Annotated in this window: 15 protein-coding genes and 1 pseudogene; 11 read left to right on the top strand and 5 right to left on the bottom strand. The window is 75.4% G+C overall.

Features of this window, described 5'->3' with window-relative positions; all coding sequences use genetic code 11:
• From IE330_RS21920 to IE330_RS21895, 6 genes and pseudogenes are all read left to right on the top strand, one after another.
• Positions 1-390, top strand: a pseudogene (locus IE330_RS21920) (LLM class flavin-dependent oxidoreductase); the annotation flags it as partial.
• Positions 387-1,877, top strand: a complete 1,491-nt coding sequence (locus tag IE330_RS21915) for an NtaA/DmoA family FMN-dependent monooxygenase (protein WP_229925823.1) — start codon at positions 387-389, stop codon at positions 1,875-1,877. The pseudogene IE330_RS21920 and the gene IE330_RS21915, both read left to right, overlap by 4 nt.
• Positions 1,874-2,683 (top strand): DUF1684 domain-containing protein, encoded by an 810-nt coding sequence (locus tag IE330_RS21910; RefSeq protein ID WP_190137798.1) that lies wholly within the window; start codon positions 1,874-1,876, stop codon positions 2,681-2,683. The genes IE330_RS21915 and IE330_RS21910 overlap by 4 nt, the downstream gene beginning before the upstream one ends.
• A gap of 274 nt (positions 2,684-2,957) precedes the next feature.
• Positions 2,958-3,857 carry a S1 family peptidase gene (locus IE330_RS21905; protein ID WP_190137797.1) on the top strand — a complete coding sequence of 300 codons (900 nt, stop codon included), beginning with the start codon at positions 2,958-2,960 and terminating at the stop codon, positions 3,855-3,857.
• A gap of 184 nt (positions 3,858-4,041) precedes the next feature.
• Positions 4,042-4,998: a slipin family protein gene (locus tag IE330_RS21900; protein ID WP_229925822.1), complete on the top strand. Its 957-nt coding sequence runs from the start codon at positions 4,042-4,044 to the stop codon at positions 4,996-4,998.
• A 317-nt stretch (positions 4,999-5,315) separates the two neighbouring features.
• Positions 5,316-6,401, top strand: coding sequence for a S1 family peptidase (locus IE330_RS21895; protein ID WP_190137796.1), 1,086 nt, complete (start codon positions 5,316-5,318; stop codon positions 6,399-6,401).
• A 199-nt stretch (positions 6,402-6,600) separates the two neighbouring features.
• On the opposite strand, the gene IE330_RS21890 is transcribed toward IE330_RS21895, so the two are convergent.
• From IE330_RS21890 to IE330_RS21880, 3 genes are all read right to left on the bottom strand, one after another.
• Entirely contained in the window at positions 6,601-7,035 is a 435-nt protein-coding gene (locus tag IE330_RS21890; protein ID WP_190137795.1) for a subtilase-type protease inhibitor, read from the bottom strand.
• Between the two features lie 475 nt (positions 7,036-7,510).
• Complete coding sequence (locus IE330_RS21885; protein ID WP_190137794.1) at positions 7,511-8,659, bottom strand: AAA family ATPase; 1,149 nt, start codon at positions 8,657-8,659, stop codon at positions 7,511-7,513.
• A gap of 61 nt (positions 8,660-8,720) precedes the next feature.
• Positions 8,721-9,761: an ABC-2 transporter permease gene (locus tag IE330_RS21880; protein ID WP_190137793.1), complete on the bottom strand. Its 1,041-nt coding sequence runs from the start codon at positions 9,759-9,761 to the stop codon at positions 8,721-8,723.
• Positions 9,762-10,001: 240 nt separating this feature from the next.
• On the opposite strand from IE330_RS21880, the gene IE330_RS21875 reads away from it, so the two are divergent.
• The 3 genes from IE330_RS21875 (at position 10,002) to IE330_RS21865 (ending at position 15,235) form a co-directional block, all read left to right on the top strand.
• The gene (locus tag IE330_RS21875) at positions 10,002-13,517 is read left to right on the top strand and encodes a DNA polymerase III subunit alpha (protein WP_190137792.1); all 3,516 of its coding nucleotides are present in this window, start codon (positions 10,002-10,004) and stop codon (positions 13,515-13,517) included.
• Positions 13,514-14,488 (top strand): DNA polymerase Y family protein, encoded by a 975-nt coding sequence (locus tag IE330_RS21870; protein ID WP_190137791.1) that lies wholly within the window; start codon positions 13,514-13,516, stop codon positions 14,486-14,488. The genes IE330_RS21875 and IE330_RS21870 overlap by 4 nt, the downstream gene beginning before the upstream one ends.
• Positions 14,489-14,563: 75 nt before the next feature.
• Entirely contained in the window at positions 14,564-15,235 is a 672-nt protein-coding gene (locus tag IE330_RS21865; protein WP_190137790.1) for a pentapeptide repeat-containing protein, read from the top strand.
• Positions 15,236-15,297: 62 nt separating this feature from the next.
• Here IE330_RS21865 and IE330_RS21860 read toward each other — a convergent pair whose 3' ends face one another.
• Positions 15,298-16,302, bottom strand: coding sequence for a lytic polysaccharide monooxygenase auxiliary activity family 9 protein (locus IE330_RS21860; RefSeq protein WP_190137789.1), 1,005 nt, complete (start codon positions 16,300-16,302; stop codon positions 15,298-15,300).
• Positions 16,303-16,577: 275 nt separating this feature from the next.
• On the opposite strand from IE330_RS21860, the gene IE330_RS21855 reads away from it, so the two are divergent.
• The gene (locus IE330_RS21855) at positions 16,578-17,078 is read left to right on the top strand and encodes a GNAT family N-acetyltransferase (protein ID WP_190137788.1); all 501 of its coding nucleotides are present in this window, start codon (positions 16,578-16,580) and stop codon (positions 17,076-17,078) included.
• Between the two features lie 30 nt (positions 17,079-17,108).
• On the opposite strand, the gene IE330_RS21850 is transcribed toward IE330_RS21855, so the two are convergent.
• Positions 17,109-17,252 carry a hypothetical protein gene (locus tag IE330_RS21850; protein ID WP_190137787.1) on the bottom strand — a complete coding sequence of 48 codons (144 nt, stop codon included), beginning with the start codon at positions 17,250-17,252 and terminating at the stop codon, positions 17,109-17,111.
• A gap of 191 nt (positions 17,253-17,443) precedes the next feature.
• Here IE330_RS21850 and IE330_RS21845 point away from each other — a divergent pair, with 191 nt between their 5' ends.
• On the top strand, positions 17,444-19,120 hold the full coding sequence (locus tag IE330_RS21845; protein ID WP_190137786.1) for a trifunctional class I SAM-dependent methyltransferase/NUDIX hydrolase/VOC family protein: 1,677 nt from the start codon (positions 17,444-17,446) through the stop codon (positions 19,118-19,120).
• Positions 19,121-19,130 lie beyond the last annotated feature (10 nt).

Below are 19,130 nucleotides of genomic sequence, written 5' to 3'. Positions count from 1 at the left end.
CGCAGGCGCGCGGCCGCGCTCGGCCGGAACCCCGCGGAGCTGCGGGTGTTCGCCGCGCTCGTCTTCGACCTCGGCGGCGGCGAGCACGCGGCGCAGCCGGGGCACGGCGGCGGCCCGCTGCCCACCGCCGACGGGCCGCTCTACCGGGGCGGCCCCGTCGACCTGGCCGACCTCGTCACGGCCTGGCACGCGGCAGGCGCCGCCGACGGCTTCCACCTCACCCCCGTCGAACCCGCGCGGGACCTGGAGCGCCTGGTCAACGGCACGGTCGCGCTGCTCCAGCACCGCGGCCTGTTCCGCACCTTCTACCCGGGCGCCACGCTCCGGGACCACCTGGGCCTGGCCCGCCCCGCCAACCGCTACGCCGTGCGCGCCGGGGAGGCATCATGACGCGCCGCACGCCCGGCCCGCGCACCGCCGAGGGCCGCCTGCCCAGCACCGGAAGCCGTACCCGTACCGCAGGGGGCCGCACCCGCGCCCGCACCGGCACCGCGGAAGGCCGCCCCGGTACCGCCGAAGGCCGCCCCCGTACCGCCGAGGGACGTACTCGTACCGCCGAGGGCCGCCCCCGCCCCGCCGAAGCCCGCCCCCGCAAGCAGATCCACCTCGCCGTCCACGTCCCGGGCGTCGACGACACCGCCGTCTGGGCCGGCGGCCGCGCGGGCTCGCAGATCGCGTTCTCCTCCTTCGCGCACCTGGCCCGCACCGCCGAGCGCGGGCTCTTCGACTTCTTCCTCCTCACCGAGGGCCTGCGGCTGCGCGAGCACAAGGGCCGCATCCACGACCTGGACGTCGTCGGACGCCCCGAGCCCCTCACCGTGCTGAACGCGCTCGCCGCCGTCACCGACCGGATCGGCCTGGCCGCCACCGTCAGCGCGACCGTCAACGAGCCCTACGACCTCGCCCGCAGGCTCGCCTCCCTCGACCACCTCAGCGGCGGGCGCGCCGCCTGGAGCGTCGCCACCTCCTCCGACGCGTTCACCGGGGAGAACTTCCGGCGCGGCGGCTTCCTCGACCGCGCCGAGCGCCACACCCGCGCCGCCGAGTTCGTCGCCGCCGCCCGCGAGCTGTGGGACTCCTGGGGCCCGGACGGGCCCCGGCCGTTCGCGCACCGCGGGCCGCACTTCGACATCGCCGGGGAGTTCGGCGTGGCCCGGCCGCCGCAGGGCCACCCCGTCGTCATCCAGGCCGGGGACTCCGCCGAGGGGCGCGAGTTCGCCGCGTCCGCCGCCGACGTGGTCTGCGCGCGGTACGGCACCCCGGAGGCGGGCCGCGCCTTATCCGCGGACGTCAAGGGCCGCCTCGCGGCCTACGGGCGCGAACCCGGCGACCTGAGGATCATGCCCCGGGTCACCGTCGTCCTCGGCGACACCGCCGCCGAGGCCCAGGAGCGCGCCACCGAGATCCGCCGCCAACAGGTCTCGCCGCGAAAGGCCCTGCTCGCCGCGGAACAGGTGTGGGGCGTCGACCTCTCCGCGTACGACCCCGAAGGACCGCTGCCCGACATCGACCCGGACCCGCACGCGGCGCCGGTCCGGGGCCGGGCGAGGGTCGGCGATCCGTCGGCCGTCGCCGAGCAGTGGCGCGCCCTGTCCCGCGCCAAGGGCCTGTCCCTGCGCGAGACCGTCATCGAGACGACCGCCCGGCAGTCCTTCATCGGCACGCCCGCCGCCGTCGCCGAACAGCTCGACGAGTCCGTCCTGGGCGGCGCCGCCGACGGCTTCGTCCTCGTACCGCACCTGACCCCCGGCGGCCTGGACGAGTTCGTCGAACGGGTGGTGCCGCTGCTCCAGGAGCGCGGCGCCTTCCGTACGGAATACCGGGGCGCGACGCTGCGCTCACATCTGGGGCTGCCCGAGCCCGTGGCGAAGGGATGATCCGCGTGAGCACCATCGAAGACACACGGCGCGACTGGAAGCAGTGGCACGAGCGGCGCGTCGAGTCCGTCTCCGCGCCGTACGGGCCGCTGTCCCTCACCGGTACGCACTGGCTCGCCGACCACCCCGACGGCGCCCTGCCCGGCCTGCCCGGACACTGGGCCGCGTCCCCGGGCGGCGACGGGGTCGTCCTGACCGCCGCCGCCGAGGACGGCCTCACCCTCGACGGGCGGCCCCTCGCCGGCGAGGCCCGGCTCACCGCCGACACCGGCCCGGTGCCGGGGTCCCGCCTCGCGCTCGGCGACCGCCGCCTGGTCGTCCTGGTCCGCGAAGGGCTCTGGGCCGTACGGGACTTCGACCCGGACGCCCCGGCGCGGCGCGCCTTCACCGGCATCGACGCCACGCCGTACGACCCGCGCTTCGCGGTCGAGGGCCGCTTCACCCCGTACGCCGAGGACCGCACCGTACGGGTCTCCAACGCGGACGGCGTGGAGCGCGGGCTCGGGCTCGGCGGGGAACTCGTCTTCCGCCTCGGCGGGCACGAGCAGGCGCTCCAGGTGAGCGTCGAGGGCGACGGCTCCCTGTGGGCCGTGTTCGCGGACGCCACCAGCGGCACCTCCAGCTACCGCTTCCGCTTCCTGCGGCCCGCCGCGCCCGGCCCCGACGGCCGCGTCACGGTCGACTTCAACCGCGCCCTGCTGCCGCCGTGCGCGTTCGCCGACCACTTCATCTGCCCCTTCCCGCCGCCCGGCAACACCCTCACCGCCGAGATCGCCGCGGGGGAGCGGAACCTCCTGCGCCGCTGATCCGCCCGGCCGGCGGCTCCGGGGCCGGGGCACCCGGGCCTCCGGCCCCGGCGGCCGACGGCGGGAGCACGTCCCGCCGGAGCCGCCCGGCACACGACTTCTTCCGGCCAGGGCGGCCGGAAACGTCACCTTGTGCGCCACGACACCTGCCCGAATACTCCCGTGCAGCGCTTGTCAGGGGCACGACGTACCGGAATGCGCCGTGCCCGTTGGCTGCGCCTCACGGGCCCCGACCCCACAGGGGCCCCCTGACTTCCCTCGGGAGGAACCAGTCGTGAGGATCAAGCGCACCACCCCCCGCAGCTCCATAACCAGACACTCCCGCGCCCTCGCCGTGGCGACCGGCCTCGTGGCCGCCGCCGCCCTCGCGGCGCCGACCGCCGGCGCCGAGGAGGCCCGTACGTACAGCGCGTCCGAGCTCACGGCGGCCAGTGACGCCGTCCTGGAGGCGGACGTGGCGGGCACCGCCTGGAACATCGACCCGAAGACCAAGAAGGTCGTGGTCACCGTCGACAGCACGGTCTCGAGGGCCGAGATCGCCGAGCTGCGCGAGGCGGCGGGCGACAACGCGGGCGCCCTGAGGATCGAGCGCACCCCGGGCACGTTCAAGAAGTACATCTCGGGCGGCGACGCCACCTACGCCAGTAGCTGGCGCTGCTCGCTCGGCTTCAACGTGCGCAACGGCAGCACCTACTACTTCCTCACCGCCGGCCACTGCACCGACGGCGCGGGCACGTGGTGGGCCAACTCGGCGAAGACGACCGTGCTCGGCACCACGCACGGCTCCAGCTTCCCCACGAACGACTACGGCATCGTGCGCTACACGAACACCTCGATCGACAAGGCCGGCACCGTGGGCAGCCAGGACATCACCCGCGCCGCCGACCCGACCGTCGGGCAGAACGTGACCCGCCGCGGCTCCACCACCGGCACCCACTCCGGCCGCGTCACCGGCCTGAACGCCACGGTGAACTACGGCGGCGGCGACGTCGTGTACGGCATGATCCGCACCACCGTGTGCGCCGAGCCCGGTGACAGCGGCGGCCCGCTGTACGCCGGCTCCACCGCCCTCGGCCTGACCTCCGGCGGCAGCGGCAACTGCTCCTCCGGCGGTACGACCTTCTTCCAGCCGGTCACCGAGGCGCTGCGCGCGTACAACGTCAGCGTGTACTGATCCGCGTCCGCTGACGGCCGCGCGTACGGGCACGCCGTCGCGCGCCGGCCACGGCACACGGGCCCCCGTCCGGCTCCCGGGCGGGGGCCCTCCGCCGCCCGGCGGGGGCTCGCCCCGGGGCCGGGCGCGGGGTTACCTTCGTACTGCAAGCCCTGCCCGCCCCAGGGAGCCCCAGGGGGTCGCCGTGGTCGAGGAACTGGTGGCGGCCGGTGCGGCCGTCGCGTCCGCGGGAGCGCTGTACGTGCTGTCCGCGGCGCGTGTCGTCAAGCAGTACGAGCGCGGGGTGGTGCTGCGCCTCGGACGGCTGCAGAGCAGGGTGCGCGAGCCGGGGTTCACGCTGGTCGTGCCGTTCGTGGACCGGCTGCGCAAGGTGAACATGCAGATCGTGACGATGCCGGTGCCCGCGCAGGAGGGCATCACGCGCGACAACGTCACGGTGCGGGTGGACGCGGTGGTGTACTTCAAGGTCGTGGACGCGGCCAGCGCGGTCGTCCAGGTCGAGGACTACCGCTTCGCCGTCTCGCAGATGGCCCAGACCTCGCTGCGCTCCATCATCGGCAAGAGCGACCTGGACGACCTGCTGTCCAACCGGGAGAAGCTCAACCAGGGCCTGGAGCTGATGATCGACAGCCCGGCCGTCGGCTGGGGCGTGCAGATCGACCGCGTCGAGATCAAGGACGTGTCGCTGCCCGAGACCATGAAGCGCTCCATGGCCCGCCAGGCCGAGGCCGACCGTGAGCGCCGCGCCCGCGTCATCAACGCCGACGCCGAGCTCCAAGCCTCCAAGAAGCTCTCCCAGGCCGCCCGGGAGATGTCCGAGCAGCCCGCCGCCCTCCAACTGCGCCTCCTGCAGACCGTGGTCGCCGTCGCCGCCGAGAAGAACTCCACCCTCGTCCTGCCCTTCCCGGTGGAACTCCTGCGCTTCCTGGAGCGCGCCCAGGGGGGACCGCCGCCGTCGGGCGCGCAGGGCGCGCAGGGCGGCGGGGCGGAGCGGGCGCAGGCGTCGGACAGCGGCGTCGGGCAGGCGTCGGGCGAGGGCGTCGAGCAGCCGCCGGGCAGCGGCACCCAGGCGTCCCCCGCAAGCGGAGTTGAGCGTTCAACGGCCGGTGCCGCCGAGCAGGACGCCCCCTCCGGGGCCTAGGACAAGCAGAGGAATCCGGACAGGACTAGTCCTCACCCGCTGCCCACCACGCCCTCGCACGCGGTGTTTGCACCGGGGACCGGCGCCGGGACGACTAGGCGTGACCACGCACGGTCAACGCGGCCGCGGGGCGCCGCCCTCGGCGTTCGCCCGTCCTGAAGTCGACCTTGTGTACGACGTGGGGGCCGGGGAAGAGTGGTCCGCGTCCTGGAGGCACGGACGCGGCCCCACCAGCGCCGCGTTGTCCTGTGCCCGCTCTTTCCGGCCGCCGAGGTCCCCACACCGGAGCGGACCGACCCCCCACAGGAGGACACGACTTGAAGCACCGACGCATACCCAGGCGGCGTGCCGCCCTCGCGGGCGCGGGCGCCGTCGCCCTGATCGGCGCGGCCGTCACCTTCCAGACTGCGAACGCCAGCGACGACACCCCCGACCCCACGCCGGACCGGCTGTCGGTCGCCCAGGCCGGAAAGCTCGCCTCGTCGCTCGGCAAGGAGCTGGGCGCGGACGCCGCGGGCACGTACTACGACGCGAAGGCCCGCCAGCTCGTCGTGAACGTGCTGGACAAGTCCGCGGTGAGGACCGCCGAGTCGGCGGGGGCCAGGGCCAGACTCGTCGAGAACTCCCTGGCCGAGCTGAGGAGCGCCCGCGCCACGCTGAGCGACAAGGCGTCGATCCCGGGCACGGCCTGGGCCACGGACCCGGCCTCCAACAAGGTCGTCGTGACCGCGGACCGCACGGTGCGGGGCGCCGAGCTGAAGCGGCTGACCGAGGTCGTGGGGAAGCTCGGCGGCACGGTCGAACTCCAGCGCACCAAGGGGGAGTTCAAGCCCTTCGTCGCGGGCGGCGACGCCATCTTCGGCGGCGGCAGCCGCTGCTCCCTCGGCTTCAACGTGGTCAAGGACGGCGCCCCGCACTTCCTGACCGCGGGCCACTGCACGGAGTCCGTCACCAGTTGGTCCGACAAGCAGGGCGGCCCGGCGATCGGCGAGAACGCGGGCTCCAGCTTCCCCGGCAACGACTACGGCATCGTCAAGTACTCCGGCGACACCGCCCACCCGAGCGAGGTCAACCTCTACAACGGCAGCACACAGAAGATCACCAAGGCGGGCGAGGCCACGGTCGGGCAGCAGGTGCGGCGCAGCGGTTCCACCACGCAGCTCCACGACGGCAAGGTCACCGGCCTGAACGCCACCGTGAACTACGGCAACGGCGACGTCGTCAACGGCCTCATCCAGACCGACGTCTGCGCCGAGCCCGGCGACAGCGGCGGCGCGCTCTTCGCGGGCGACACAGCGCTCGGCCTGACCTCCGGCGGCAGCGGCGACTGCACCTCCGGCGGCGAGACGTTCTTCCAGCCGGTGCCGGAGGCCCTGGAGGCCTACGGGGCGCAGATCGGCTGACGCCCGCTCACCTGGGCTCGCCCGGACCGCGGGGAAGGGCCCCGGAAACCGCGAGGTTTCCGGGGCCCGTCTTCACGTCCAGCCACCGTGCGGTGGCCGCAGTCGTCTCGTGAAGCCGGCTGTACGCCGGGTTCTGTGCATGGGTGTGCCCCCGCGGTGGGCGGGGGCACTGGAGTGCGGGGTGCCTGGGTGGCTGGGGTCAGAAGGCGAAGACCTTGCCCTTGCCCAGGTTGAGGGCGCACGGGTTGGCGAAGGTGTGCTCGTACGCCACCCGGCGGCCCTCCCAGACGCCCTCGGCGGTGACGACGATCGGGTTCCACTCCTTGGTGCAGGGGCGGTCGGACGGCTTCTTCGTCACCTTGTCGAACGCGCCGCCGACCGCGCGCAGTTGCGCGCAGGCCGCCTCCGCGTCCGGGTGGCTGCCGACGCCGCCCGAGGAACAGCCGAGCGTCACCGCGCGCTGGACGGAGGCGGTCTCGGCCTTCTCGCCGTAGCCGATGGTGAGCACCAGCTCGGAGGGCGCGTAGCCGCGTGCCCCGGCGGGCTCCGGCGCGGGGCCGGCCGCGGCCGTGGTGCTCAGGCCGCCGAGCGCGAGGGCGGCGCCCAGCGCGATCCCACCAGTGATGTACCGCATTACGAACACTCCCTTGCTTGACGTCTCACATAACGAACGGATCTGACATCGAGTCTTGCTCAGGGGCCAACCGAAAGCACATCGGGCGCTGACTTTCAGTCGTTGGTTGAGAACGGTGTGTAGTGGCGTGAAGTAGTGTGCCGCAGCGGCGGGGTGGGGCGCGGGAGATCCCCTGCGACCGGCGGGAAAGGGCGGAGGGGGCGGAATGCTCCCGAACGCCGGAATGCGGGGCCCGTGGCCGCATATGGGGGGTGTGCGCCGTGCGCCGCGCTCCCGGGGCGCACCGGGAATGGCCGACGGGAGCTCGTCGGACCCGGCCGCGCCGCTCGCGAGACGCCTGGACGCTCTCGGACCGGACCGGACCGGACCGGACCGGGCCGCTCGCCGACGCCCGGACGCCCGGGCCGCGCCGCTCGCGAGGCGCCCGGACGCCCCGGCCGCGTACCGGAGGGAGGTGCCCCGGCGCGCGGCCCCGTCAGCGCTTCGGCCAGTACCAGAGCGGCTCGTCCAGGAGGCCTTGGCGGCCCGCGACGTGGGTCCGGCCCGACTCCTTGAGCAGCTCGACGGAGTTCACGTCCGTGCGGCGCCGGCGCGCCTCCCCGGCGATCGCGTCCGCGAGCTCCCGCGCGTGGGTGACCAGGACGATCTGGGTGTGCTCGGCGGCGGTCAGGACCAGCTCCGCCAGAGGGCGCAGCAGGTCGGGGTGGAGGCTGGCCTCCGGCTCGTTCAGGACGAGCAGCGCGGGCGGCCGCGGCGTCAGGAGCGCGGCGGTCCACAGCAGGTAGCGCAGGGTGCCGTCGGACAGCTCCGCCGGGCCGAGCGGGCGGCGCAGGCCGCGCTGGTGCAACTGGATCTCGAACCGCCCGCCGTGGTCGGCGATCCGCACCCGGCTGCCCGGGAACGCGGCGGCCACGGCCGCGTCCAGGGCCTCGTCGTCACCGGTCTCGCGGATGGTCTGGAGCGCGGCGGCGAGGTCGGCGCCGTCGTGGGCGAGCACCGGGGTGCGGGTGCCCGGGCGGGCCGCGCGGGCCGGGGCGCCGGCGTCCGTGCGGACGTGGTCGTAGAACCGCCAGGAGCGGATCAGCTCGCGCAGTCGCAGCAGGTCGGGCGCGAGCCGCGGGTCGGCGTACTCGCTCAGCACGCTGTCGTACGGCCTGATGCCCTGGGAGCGGTGCCAGCCGCCGTCGGCCGTGCGGGTGCGCACGGCCGGGCCCGCGCGGTCGCAGAGCAGCGCGGCCGGGCGCAGTACCGGGCCCGCCCAGGTGCACTCCCGCTTGATCTCCGGGTCGAGGGCGAACAGCGACGGGGCGCCGCCCGGCTGCGCCCCGCCCGACTGCGGGAGGCCGAAGTCCACGGCGTAGCCGAACTCGTCCCCCGCGAATCCCAGCCGCAAAGCGGTGGCCTCCGCCTTCCTGTCGCCCGCCCACAGGGCCGAGGGGAGCCCGCCCTCACGGGCCAGCGCGGCCACGGCGCCTCCCTGGGCCGAGTCCGCGAGCAGCCGCAGGGCCCGGTACAGGCTGGACTTTCCGGTTCCGTTCGCTCCTGTGACGACGTTGAGCCGGTCCAGGGGGACGACCAGCTTGTGGAGCGAGCGGTAGTTCTCTACGGCGAGCGTGCGGATCATGCGCTCAGGGTGGCAGGCGGGTCTGACAACGGGGCCCCCGTCGCCGCTCCGTGGCTCGTCCTCAGGCGCCGGACGGGCGTGCCACCCGGCGGTGGCCGGTCCGTCGCCGCAGCTTCGGCGCCAGGAGCGTCACCGCCGCTCCGGCCACCGCCCAGGCCGAGAGGACCAGGAGCGGGCCCGTGACCGCGTTGCCCTCGAAGTACGCGATCGAGCGGGCCACCCAGGTGCCGGCGCCGGGCGGCAGGGCCGGGCCGATCGCCTCCCAGAACGGCGGCAGCATCGGCAGTGGGAAGGCGCCGCCCGCGCTCGGGTTGCCCGCCACCACGATGAGCAGGACCGCCAGGCCGATGCCGACGATGCCGGTGAGCTCCTCCAGGGCCAGGGTGACCGCGCCCACCGCGAAGGTGAGCAGGGCGCCGAGCCCCCACAGGCCCATGATCGAGCCGGGCAGGGCGTCCAGGACCGGACCGACGATGACCGCGCCGCCGAGGCCGCCCGCGATCGCCAGCAGGGCCATGGAGCCGAGCCGGATCGCCGCGCGCTGCGGCGTCGCGGCCTTGGCGCCCGCGCTGATCGACATGATCGACGCGCACAGGTAGCCGCCGACGCACCAGCCGACGACCAGGTAGAAGGACGACAGGCCGTTGAAGTCCTGCGGCGAGGCCGGGGCCACGTCGACCGTCCTCACCGTCCGCTTCGGGCCGCTCTCGCCCCCGCCCTCGGCCTTCGTGGCGATCGTCTCCAGGGCGTTGGCGAGCGCCTTGCCGCCGCCGGAGGCGACCAGCAGGGTGTCGGTCGTCCCCCGGGGGTCCACGACCAGGGCCCCGTCGATCTCCCGGTCCATGATCTGGCGGCGGGCCTCGGCCTCGTCCTCGACCACGCGCGGGTCCAGCGGCTTGCCCGGGAGCCGCGCCAGCTCGTCCTTGGTCCGCTCGGCCGCCTCCTCGGGGGCGACGACCCCGAAGGCCACGTCCGTCGGCTTCGGGTGGTGCAGCGCGCCCACGTAGGAGGCGATGAACAGCAACTGGAGGACCAGGACACCCAGGACGAGCAGGGCTGCTCGCGGGGTGACGGCGCTCTTCAACTCGTCGGCGAAGGTCATGCCCCCACGCTCCGAGGCGCCGGGTGGGCCCGCAGGCGGGGCGGGGCCGAATGGCTGACGGGCCGGACGGCCGGGCCTTTCGTACCGCGTCCGCGCGCCGCGCGCGGGCACACGGAGGACGCGCCGCGCCCGGGCACACGGAGGACCCGCCACGCGCGGCCCCCGCGTGGTCGAACAAGAATTCGAACGTGGTTTATGGTGGAGGTGGGGGACGGGAAGCGGAAGGTTCAGGAGGTGCGTGTGCCCGGGTTCACGCATCTGCGTACCGCCTCCGGGTTCTCCGTCCGGTACGGGGCCTCGCACCCGGAGCGGCTCGCCGAGCGCGCCGCCGAGCGGGGCATGGACGCGCTCGCGCTCACCGACCGCGACACCCTCGCGGGCGCGGTCCGCTTCGCCAAGGCCTGCGAGAAGGCGGGGGTGCGGCCGTTGTTCGGGACCGAGCTCGCGGTGGACCCGCCGCAGCCGCCGAGCGAGCGCGGGGCCCGCCGCCGCGCCCCGGTGCGCGGCGGCGCCTTCCTCGACGAGTCGACCCCGCGCGTGACCTTCCTCGCCCGCGACGGCGCCGCCGCCTGGGCCGACCTGTGCCGCCTCGTCGGCGGCGCGCACCAGGCCCCGGAGGGCCCGCCCGTGCTGCCCTGGCAGGAGAACCACGGCGACGGCCTGACCGTGCTGCTCGGCCCCGCCTCCGACGTCGGCCGCGCGCTCGCCGCCGGGCGCCCCGACCGCGCCGCCCGGCTCCTCGCCCCCTGGCGCGAACGGTACGGCGACGCGCTGCGGCTCGAAGCGGTGTGCCACGGCCGCGCGGGCACCGGGCCCGGCTCGCTGCGCCTGGCCGCCCGCACCGTCGGCTTCGCCGCCGAGCAGCGGCTGCGCCCCGTCCTGAGCAACGCCGTCCGCTACGCCGACCCGGGCCAGGGCCCGCTCGCCGACGTCCTGGACGCCGCGCGCCGCCTGGTGCCCATCGACCCGCGCGGGGAGCACGACGGCGGCGAGCGCTGGCTGAAGGGCGAGGCGGCCATGCTGGGCGTCGCCGAGCGGGTCGTCGAGGCCGCCGGGTTCCGCCGCGACACCGCGTACCGGCTGCTCGAACAGACGCGGGCGGCCGCCGCGGAGTGCCTCGTCGACCCCCAGGACGACATCGGCATCGGCTCCGTGCGCTTCCCCGAGCCGGGCCTCGTCGGCGCCGGGCACCGCACCGCGCAGCGCGTCCTCGCCTCGCGGGCCGCCGCGGGCATGGTCCTGCGCGGCTACGACAGGAGGGCGGACGCCCGCGTGTACTGGGAGCGGGTGCACCGCGAGCTGGACATCATCGCCCACCACGGCTACGCCTCGTACTTCCTCACCGTCGCCCAGGTCGTCGACGACGTACGGACGATGGGCGTGCGCGTCGCGGCGCGCGGCTCCGGCGCCGGGTCCCTGGTCAACCACCTGATCGGCATCGCGCACGCCGACCCGCTCGAGCACGGGCTGCTCATGGAGCGGTTCCTGTCCACGCGGCGGCGGGTCCTGCCGGACATCGACGTCGACGTGGAGTCCGCGCGCCGCCTGGACGTCTACCGCGCGATCATCGGCCGGTTCGGCCGGGAGCGGGTGGCGACGGTCGCGATGCCCGAGACGTACCGGGTCCGGCACGCGATCCGGGACGTGGGCGCCGCCCTGTCCATGGACCCCGCCGCCGTCGACCGGATCGCCAAGGCGTTCCCGCACATCCGCGCCCGCGACGCCCGCGCGGCGATGGCGGAGCTGCCCGAGCTGAGGGCCGTGGCGCGGGAGACGGAGGGGCACGAGCGGCTGTGGGAGCTCGTCGAGGGGCTCGACGCGCTGCCGCGCGGCGTCGCCATGCACCCGTGCGGGGTGCTGCTCTCGGACGCCTCGCTCCTCAAGCGCACCCCCGTCGTGCCCACCAGCGGCGAGGGCCTGCCCATGTCCCAGTTCGACAAGGAGGACGTCGAGGACCTCGGCCTGCTCAAGCTCGACGTCCTGGGCGTCCGCATGCAGTCGGCGATGGCGCACGCGGTCGCCGAGGTGGAGCGGGCCACGGGGGAGCGGGTCGACCTGGACGACCCGCGCCAGGTGCCGGAGGGCGACGAGGCGACGTACCGGCTCATCCGCTCCGCGGAGACCCTCGGCTGCTTCCAGATCGAGTCCCCGGGCCAGCGCGACCTGGTGGGGCGGCTCCAGCCCTCGACCTTCCACGACCTGGTGGTGGACATCTCGCTGTTCCGCCCGGGGCCCGTCGCCGCCGACATGGTGCAGCCGTTCATCGAGGCCCGGCACGGCCGCGCGCCCGCCCGCTACCCGCACCCGGACCTGGAGGCCGCGCTGAAGGAGACGTACGGGGTCGTCGTCTTCCACGAGCAGGTCATCCACATCGTGCACGTCATGACCGGCTGCGGGCTCGACGAGGCGGACCGGGTGCGGCGCGGCCTGTCCGACCCCGAGTCGCAGGGCCGCATCCGCGTCTGGTTCGCGCAGGCCGCGGCCGCCAAGGGGTACGACGCCGCGACGATCCGGCGGACCTGGGAGATCGTCGAGGCCTTCGGGTCGTACGGCTTCTGCAAGGCGCACGCCGTGGCGTTCGCCGTGCCGACCTACCAGTCGGCGTGGCTGAAGGCCCACCACCCGGCGGCCTTCTACGCGGGCCTGCTCACGCACGACCCGGGCATGTACCCCAAGCGGCTGCTGCTCGCGGACGCCCGCCGGCACGGGGTCCCCGTCCTGCCGCTGGACGTGAACCGGTCCGCGGTCGCCCATCGCATCGAACTGGAGTCCGAATCGGGGAGGTGGGGCGTGCGGCTCGCGCTGTCCGACGTGCACAACATCAGCGAGGCGGAGGCGGAGCGCATCGCGGCCGGACAGCCGTACTCCTCGCTGCTGGACTTCTGGGAGCGGGCCCGGCCGAGCCGCCCGCTCGCCACCCGCCTCGCCCAGGTCGGCGCGCTCGACGCGTTCGGCGCCAACCGCCGTGACCTGCAACTGCACCTGACGGAGCTGCACCGCGGCGGCCGTGGCGGGCGCGGCCCCCAGCTCCCGCTGCCCGGCGGGCGCGACACCGCGGCCGCGGGCCTGCCCGACCTCGACGACGCGGAGCGGCTGAGCGCCGAGCTCGGCGTGCTCTCCATGGACGCCTCGCGGAACCTGATGGACGACCACCGCGCCTTCCTCGACGAGCTCGGCGTCACCTCCGCGCGCCGGCTGCGGGCCGCGCGCCACGGCGACACCGTCCTGGTCGCGGGCGCCAAGGCCGCCACCCAGACCCCGCCGCTCCGCTCCGGCCGGCGCGTCATCTTCACCACCCTCGACGACGGCACCGGCCTGGTCGACCTGGCCTTCTTCGACGACGCCCACGAGGCCTGCGCGCACACCGTCTTCCACTCCTGGCTGCTGCTCGTCCGCGGCGTGGTGCAGCGGCGCGGCCCGCGCAGCTTCAGCGTCGTCGGCTCGGCGGTGTGGAACCTCGCGGACCTGGCGGAGCTGCGCCGCGAGGGCGGCCTGGACGCGGTGGCGCCGCGCCTCGCCGAGGGTGGCCCTGCGGCCGCGGCGAACGGGGCTGCCGGGGCTGCCGGGGCGAGCGGGGAAGGGGAGGCGGCCGGGGCGGCCGGGCGGGGCGGCGACTCCGCGCCCGGGCCGCACCCGCGCCGCATCCGGATGGGGACCGGATACGAGATGCACCCGTGGGCCGACCTGAAGCCACCCGGTGAACAGGCGCCCACGGGCCGGAAGTTGTGGCACCAGAGTCCTGGGAGTGCGGGATGACCATCCTCTGCGTACGTTTCCAGTTGCCCCCGATGTACGAGGCGGCCCTGCCGGACCTGCTCGGGCTCCTGGAGGAGTTCACCCCGGTCGTCGAGGCCCTGCCGCCGGACGGGGCGCTCGCCGACCTGCGGGGCGCCGAGCGGTACTTCGGGCGCGGCGCCGTCGACCTCGCGTCGGTGATCCGCGTACGCGCCCTCGCGCACCATGGCGTCGACTGCGTGATCGGCGCCGGGCCCGGCCCGATGCTGGCCCGCATGGCGCTGCGCGAGGCCCGGCCCGGGGTGACGCGCGCGGTGCCCGGGGACCCGGACGCGGTGGCGGAGTTCCTCGCCGGCAAGCCCGTCGCCGCGCTGCCCGGCGTCGGCACCGCCACCGCCCGCACCCTGTGCGAGTACGGCCTCGACACCCTCGACCGGGTCGCCGCCGCGCCCCTGTCCACGCTGCAGCGCCTGGTCGGCGCGAAGGCGGGGCGCGAGCTGCGCGAGAAGGCGAACGGCGTCGACCGCGGCCGGGTGGTGCCGAACGCGGTCTCCCGCTCCCTGGCCACCGAACGCCCCTTCCCGTACGACGAACTGGACCCGGGGCGGCACCGCCGCGCCCTGCTCTCGGCCGCCGAGGAGCTCGGCACCCGGCTGCGGGCCCTGGAGAAGGTCTGCCGCACCCTCACCCTCACCGTCCGCTACGCCGACCGCTCCGCGACCACCCGCAGCCGCACCCTGAAGGAGCCGACGGCCCACTCCGCGGCGCTCACCAAGGCGGCGTACGGCCTGTACGAGGGGCTCGGCCTCCAGCGCGCCCGGGTCCGGGCGGTCGCCCTGCGCGCCGAGGGCCTCGGCCCCGCCGAACAGGCCTCCTACCAGCTCACCTTCGACCCGGTGGACGAGAAGGCCCGCCGCATCGAGGAGGTGGCCGACCGGGCCCGGCGCAAGTTCGGCCCGGGCGCGATCGTGCCGGGGGCGCTGGCGGCGTAGGGCGCGCCCGGCAGCCCGGCCCGACACTGATATCTCTCCTTCCCCGCCCTCCAGTTCTCCGGAAAAGGACCAGCCATGGCCACGACCCCGCACCGCGCCGCCCCCCGGGAGTTCGCCGACCTTCCGTACGCCCACCGCCTGGAGGCGTTCACGGGAGAGCTCGGACGCGACGGCGACCACGAGTGCGTGCACTTCGACGGGTGCGACGTCACCGACGCGGACGCCGGCCGCACCGCGTTCCTCGAGTGCGCCTTCTCCTCCGTGGCCTTCGAGGGCGGCCGCTACCGCCGGGCCCGGTTCACCGACGTCTGGGCGCAGCAGACCCGCTGGGTGGGCACCGACCTCGCCGAGACCGAGTGGACGGACGCCGAGGCGGGCGCGGGGCTGCTCGCCGGTGTCGAACTGCACGGCGCGCGGCTGCGCCGGGTGGTGTTCCACCACTGCAAGTTCGACTCGGTGAACCTGCGCGCGACCGGGCTGCGGGACGTCACGTTCGTGGACTGCCTGCTGCGGGACGTCGACTTCGCGGGCGCGGCCCTGAAGGGCGTCGCCTTCCCCGGTACGACCCTGGAGCGCGTCCGCTTCGACAACGTCACCGTGGACGGCGCGGACCTGAGCGGAGCCGCCGCCCTGGGCATCACGTCCGGCCTCGCGTCGCTGCGCGGGGCGGTGATCAGCGGGCTCCAACTGGTGGAGCTGGCCCCGGCGCTGGCGGAGACGGTCGGCCTGACGGTCAAGGAGGGGTGAGGCCGGGCGGCCCGCCACCGGGCAGCCGAGGTGCACGCCCCGGCCCCGGCGGCCCGCCGGGCCTAGGAGCGGTGCGCGGCGCGGCGGCGGGCCGCCACGAACATCACACCCGAGCCGAGGGCCAGTGCCGCCGCGCCGCCGACCGCGAGGTACGGCGTGGTGCTGTCGCCGCCGGTCTCGGCGAGGTCGTCGCCGGTGGCCGCGAGGGGCTTCGCGGCGGTGCCGCCCTTGACCTCGGGGTGGTTGCCGGAGGCGCTGCCGCCCCCGGCCGGAGCGGCCTCGGTGACCGCGGGCCCGGTCTTCGCGTCGGCGTCACCGTGCCCGCCGTGCTCCACGGAGGACTTGCCCGAGCCGGCGGCGATGTCCTTCTCGGACGGCGCGGACGGCGCGGACGGCGCGGCGCCCCCGGCACCCTTGCCGGTGGCGCTCCCGAACACCACGTCCGAGCAGGTGTAGAACGCCTCGGGGGAGTCCGACCGCTGCCAGATCGAGTACACGAGGTGGCGCCCGGACCTGGCGGGAACCTTCCCGCTGAACACGTACGAGCCGTTCACCAGCTTCGGGTCGGTGACCTTCGCGAAGGGCCGCTTCTCCAGGTCCGACCACTTCAGGGGCTTGGCCGGGTCGTACGACTTCTTGGTGAGGTACAGCTCGAAGGAGCCCCGGTGCGGGGCGGTGGCCCGGTAGCGGAAGGTGTGCTTCCCGGCGCTCAGGCGGGACGCGGGCCAGTCGGTGCGGGGCAGGTCGAGCCCCTTGTACTTGTCGTTCCCCGCGCTGCACAGCTTGCCGTTCGGGATGATCTCCTTCGACCGGCCCGCGGCGTTGGCGATGTTGACGCCGTTCCAGTCGTACAGCGCCTGCGTGCCGCCCGCGCGGACGACCGCCTTGCACGCCGCCGACCTGGGCGCCTCGGGCCCCTCCTGGAAGCATGCGGCCACCCGGCTCACCGGGTCCGTCATCGATCCGTGCGCGGCGGCGGGAGCCGCGGACAGGACGGGCAGGACGGACAGGGCGAGCGGCGCGACACCCACGGCGGTGACGGTGGCGACCTTGCGGCGAGCAGACATGGGGGGACTCTCCTGGAGCGACGGCATGGGACGCCGGGGGCCGGGGCGCCACACGGTGGTGCGCCGCCCTCCCGGTGATCAGCAAGCTAGCTCCGGAGATCCCGCGACGCGCCCGCCGGAGGCGGGGGGCGGTGATCTTTATGGTCGGCTTAAGGGACCGCTAACCGCGGGCTCAGCCACGGGCGTTCGAGCGGGTCTCGACCTCGGCCCCGCCGGGGCCGGACCGGTGGCCCCGGTCACGGCGGCCGGCCCGGGTCCCCCCGTACGGTACGCGCATGACCGACGAGACCACCGCAGACGGCGCGCCCCGCGGCGGCGCCCGTGCCCGCGTCCGCCCCGCCACCGCCGCCGACGTGCCCGCCGTGAAGGCGGTCACCGACGCCGCGTACCACCACTACATCGAGCGCATCGGCCGCGTGCCCGCCCCGATGGAGTCGGACCACGCGGGGAACGTGGCGGCGGGGCGGGTGCACGTGGCCGAGGACGCGGCGGGCGAGGTCGTCGGCCTGGTGGTCGTCCACGCCTACGAGGACCACCTCTACCTGGACAACATCGCCGTGCGCCCCGACACCAAGGGCACCGGACTCGGCCGCCTCCTCCTGGAGTTCGTCGAGGACCACGCGCGGGCGCTCGGCCTGCCCGAGATCCGCCTCTACACCAACGCGCTGATGTGGGAGAACCAGAAGATCTACCCGCGCTTCGGCTACGCGTTCGTGGAGCGGCGCGTCGAGGGCGTCTACGACCGCTTCCACTACCGCAAACACCTCACGGCCTGACCCCCGGACCCCGGGCCCGGCCCGGGACGGTCACTCGTCCGGCCACCACACGCGCCGGACGTCCCCGCGCACCTCCGTCCGCTCCCGGGGCAGCCGCTCGACGGCCTGCCGCTCCTCCCGCACACGACGGGCCACGGACTTCGCAACGGTCTTGTGCACGGTCACTCGGCGCATGAGGCCTCCCTGCCTACCGGGTCTGTCATGCCGTACCCACCGAACCCCTCCCCGACACGGGCCCGCACCGGCACGTTTCTCTTCGGGGGCCGGTTGTCAGTGGGGGGTGTCACGATCGACGGGGACAGACGACGTGGGGGAGAGCGTGGGGAAGGACGTGGGGGAGAGCGTGGGGAAGAGGGGGCCGACGCATGACTTCTGACGTGACGGCGGGTGGCGGGCGAGGCCGGACGACCGTCGACCGGGCCGATGAGGTCGACCGGGGCCACGAGGCCGACCGGGCCGAGCAGGCCGACCGGGTCGACCGGGGCCACGAGGCCGAGCAGGCCGAGCGGGCCGACCGGGGGTATGAGGCCGACCGGGCCGACCGGGTCGAGCAGGTCGACTGGGATGCGGAGGCCGCCGCCTTCGACGACGCGCCCGATCACGGGCTGCGGGACCCCGAGGTCCGGGCCGCGTGGGCCGAGCGCCTCGCGGACTGGCTGCCGGACGGGCCCGGTGACGTCCTGGACCTGGGCTGCGGCACCGGCAGCCTGGCCCTGCTCGCCGCCGAGCGCGGCCACCGGGTGACCGCGGTCGACCTGTCCCCGGCCATGGCGGAGCGGGCCCGTGCGAAGCTCGCCGGACACGACGCGCTGGTCCTCGTCGGCGACGCCGCCCGCCCGCCGGTGGGGGAGCGGCGGTACGACGCGGTCATGGCGCGGCACGTGCTGTGGCTGCTTCCCGATCCCGACGCGGCCCTGCGGCACTGGTGTTCACTGCTCCGGCCCGGCGGACGCCTCGTCCTGGTCGAGGGCGTCTGGGGGCGGACCAGCCCGGTGGGCATCCCCGCGGCCCGGCTGACCGAGGCCCTCGCCCCGCTCGTCGCGCACACGCACACCGAGCGCCTGTCCGGCGACCCGCGGCTGTGGGGCGGCCCGGTGGCCGACGAGCGCTACGCCCTGCTCGGTACGGCCCGCCGCGCGGGCGCCCCCTCCCGGCACGTCGAAGTCGTCGATGTGCACCTCGTGCTGCGGCGCGGGGAGGAGGTGCTGCTCGCCCGGCGGGCCGGGACGGGGTACGGGGACGGGCTGTTGCACCTCCCCTCGGGGCACGTCGAGGACGGGGAGGACGTGCGGGCCGCCATGGTCCGGGAGGCGCGGGAGGAGCTCGGGCTCCGCCTGGACCCCGCCGAGCTGCGTGCCGTGCTCGTCCTGCAGCACCGGGGGCCGGGCGGCGCGCCCCGTACCGGGTGGTTCTTCGAGGCCCGGTACGGCGCGGGCGGGGAGCCCGTCAACGCCGAGCCCCACAAGTGCGCGGGGCTGTCCTGGCACCCGCTCGACGACCTGCCCGACGACATGGTCGCCTACTGCCGCGCGGGGCTCGAACGCCTGCGGGCGGGCGACCACTTCGCCGTGCACTGGCAGCACGACGAGGACACGGTGGCCCACGACCCCGGGGCGCCCGACCGGACGGTGCCGCTGGGGCTCGGGCGGGCGGGCGCCCTGCACCACGTCGAGCTGTGGGTGCCCGACCTGGCGTCCGCCGAGGCCTCCTGGGGCTGGCTCCTGGAGGAGCTGGGCTACACGCGCGAGCAGGTCTGGGAGCGGGGCCGGAGCTGGCGGCGGGGCGAGGCGTACGTCGTCCTGGAGCAGTCCGCCGCCCTGCGCCCCGGGCGCCACGACCGGTGCGCGCCCGGCGTGAACCACCTGGCCTTCCACGTGCCGGACCGCGCCGCCCTCGACCGGCTCGTCCGGCTCGCCCCCGGGCACGGGTGGACACCGCTGTTCGCGGAGCGCTACCCGTACGCCGGGGGCCCGGCGCACTGCGCGGCGTACCTGGAGGACGGGCTCGGGTACGAGGTGGAGCTGGTCGCGGGGCGCCGGTGACCGGCCCCCG

It is taken from the genome of Streptomyces longispororuber, assembly GCF_014656095.1.
Classification (GTDB): Bacteria; Actinomycetota; Actinomycetes; order Streptomycetales; family Streptomycetaceae; genus Streptomyces; species Streptomyces longispororuber.
The sequence above is the reverse complement of the archived record's forward strand: the minus strand, read 5'-3'. Positions and strand labels throughout refer to the sequence as shown.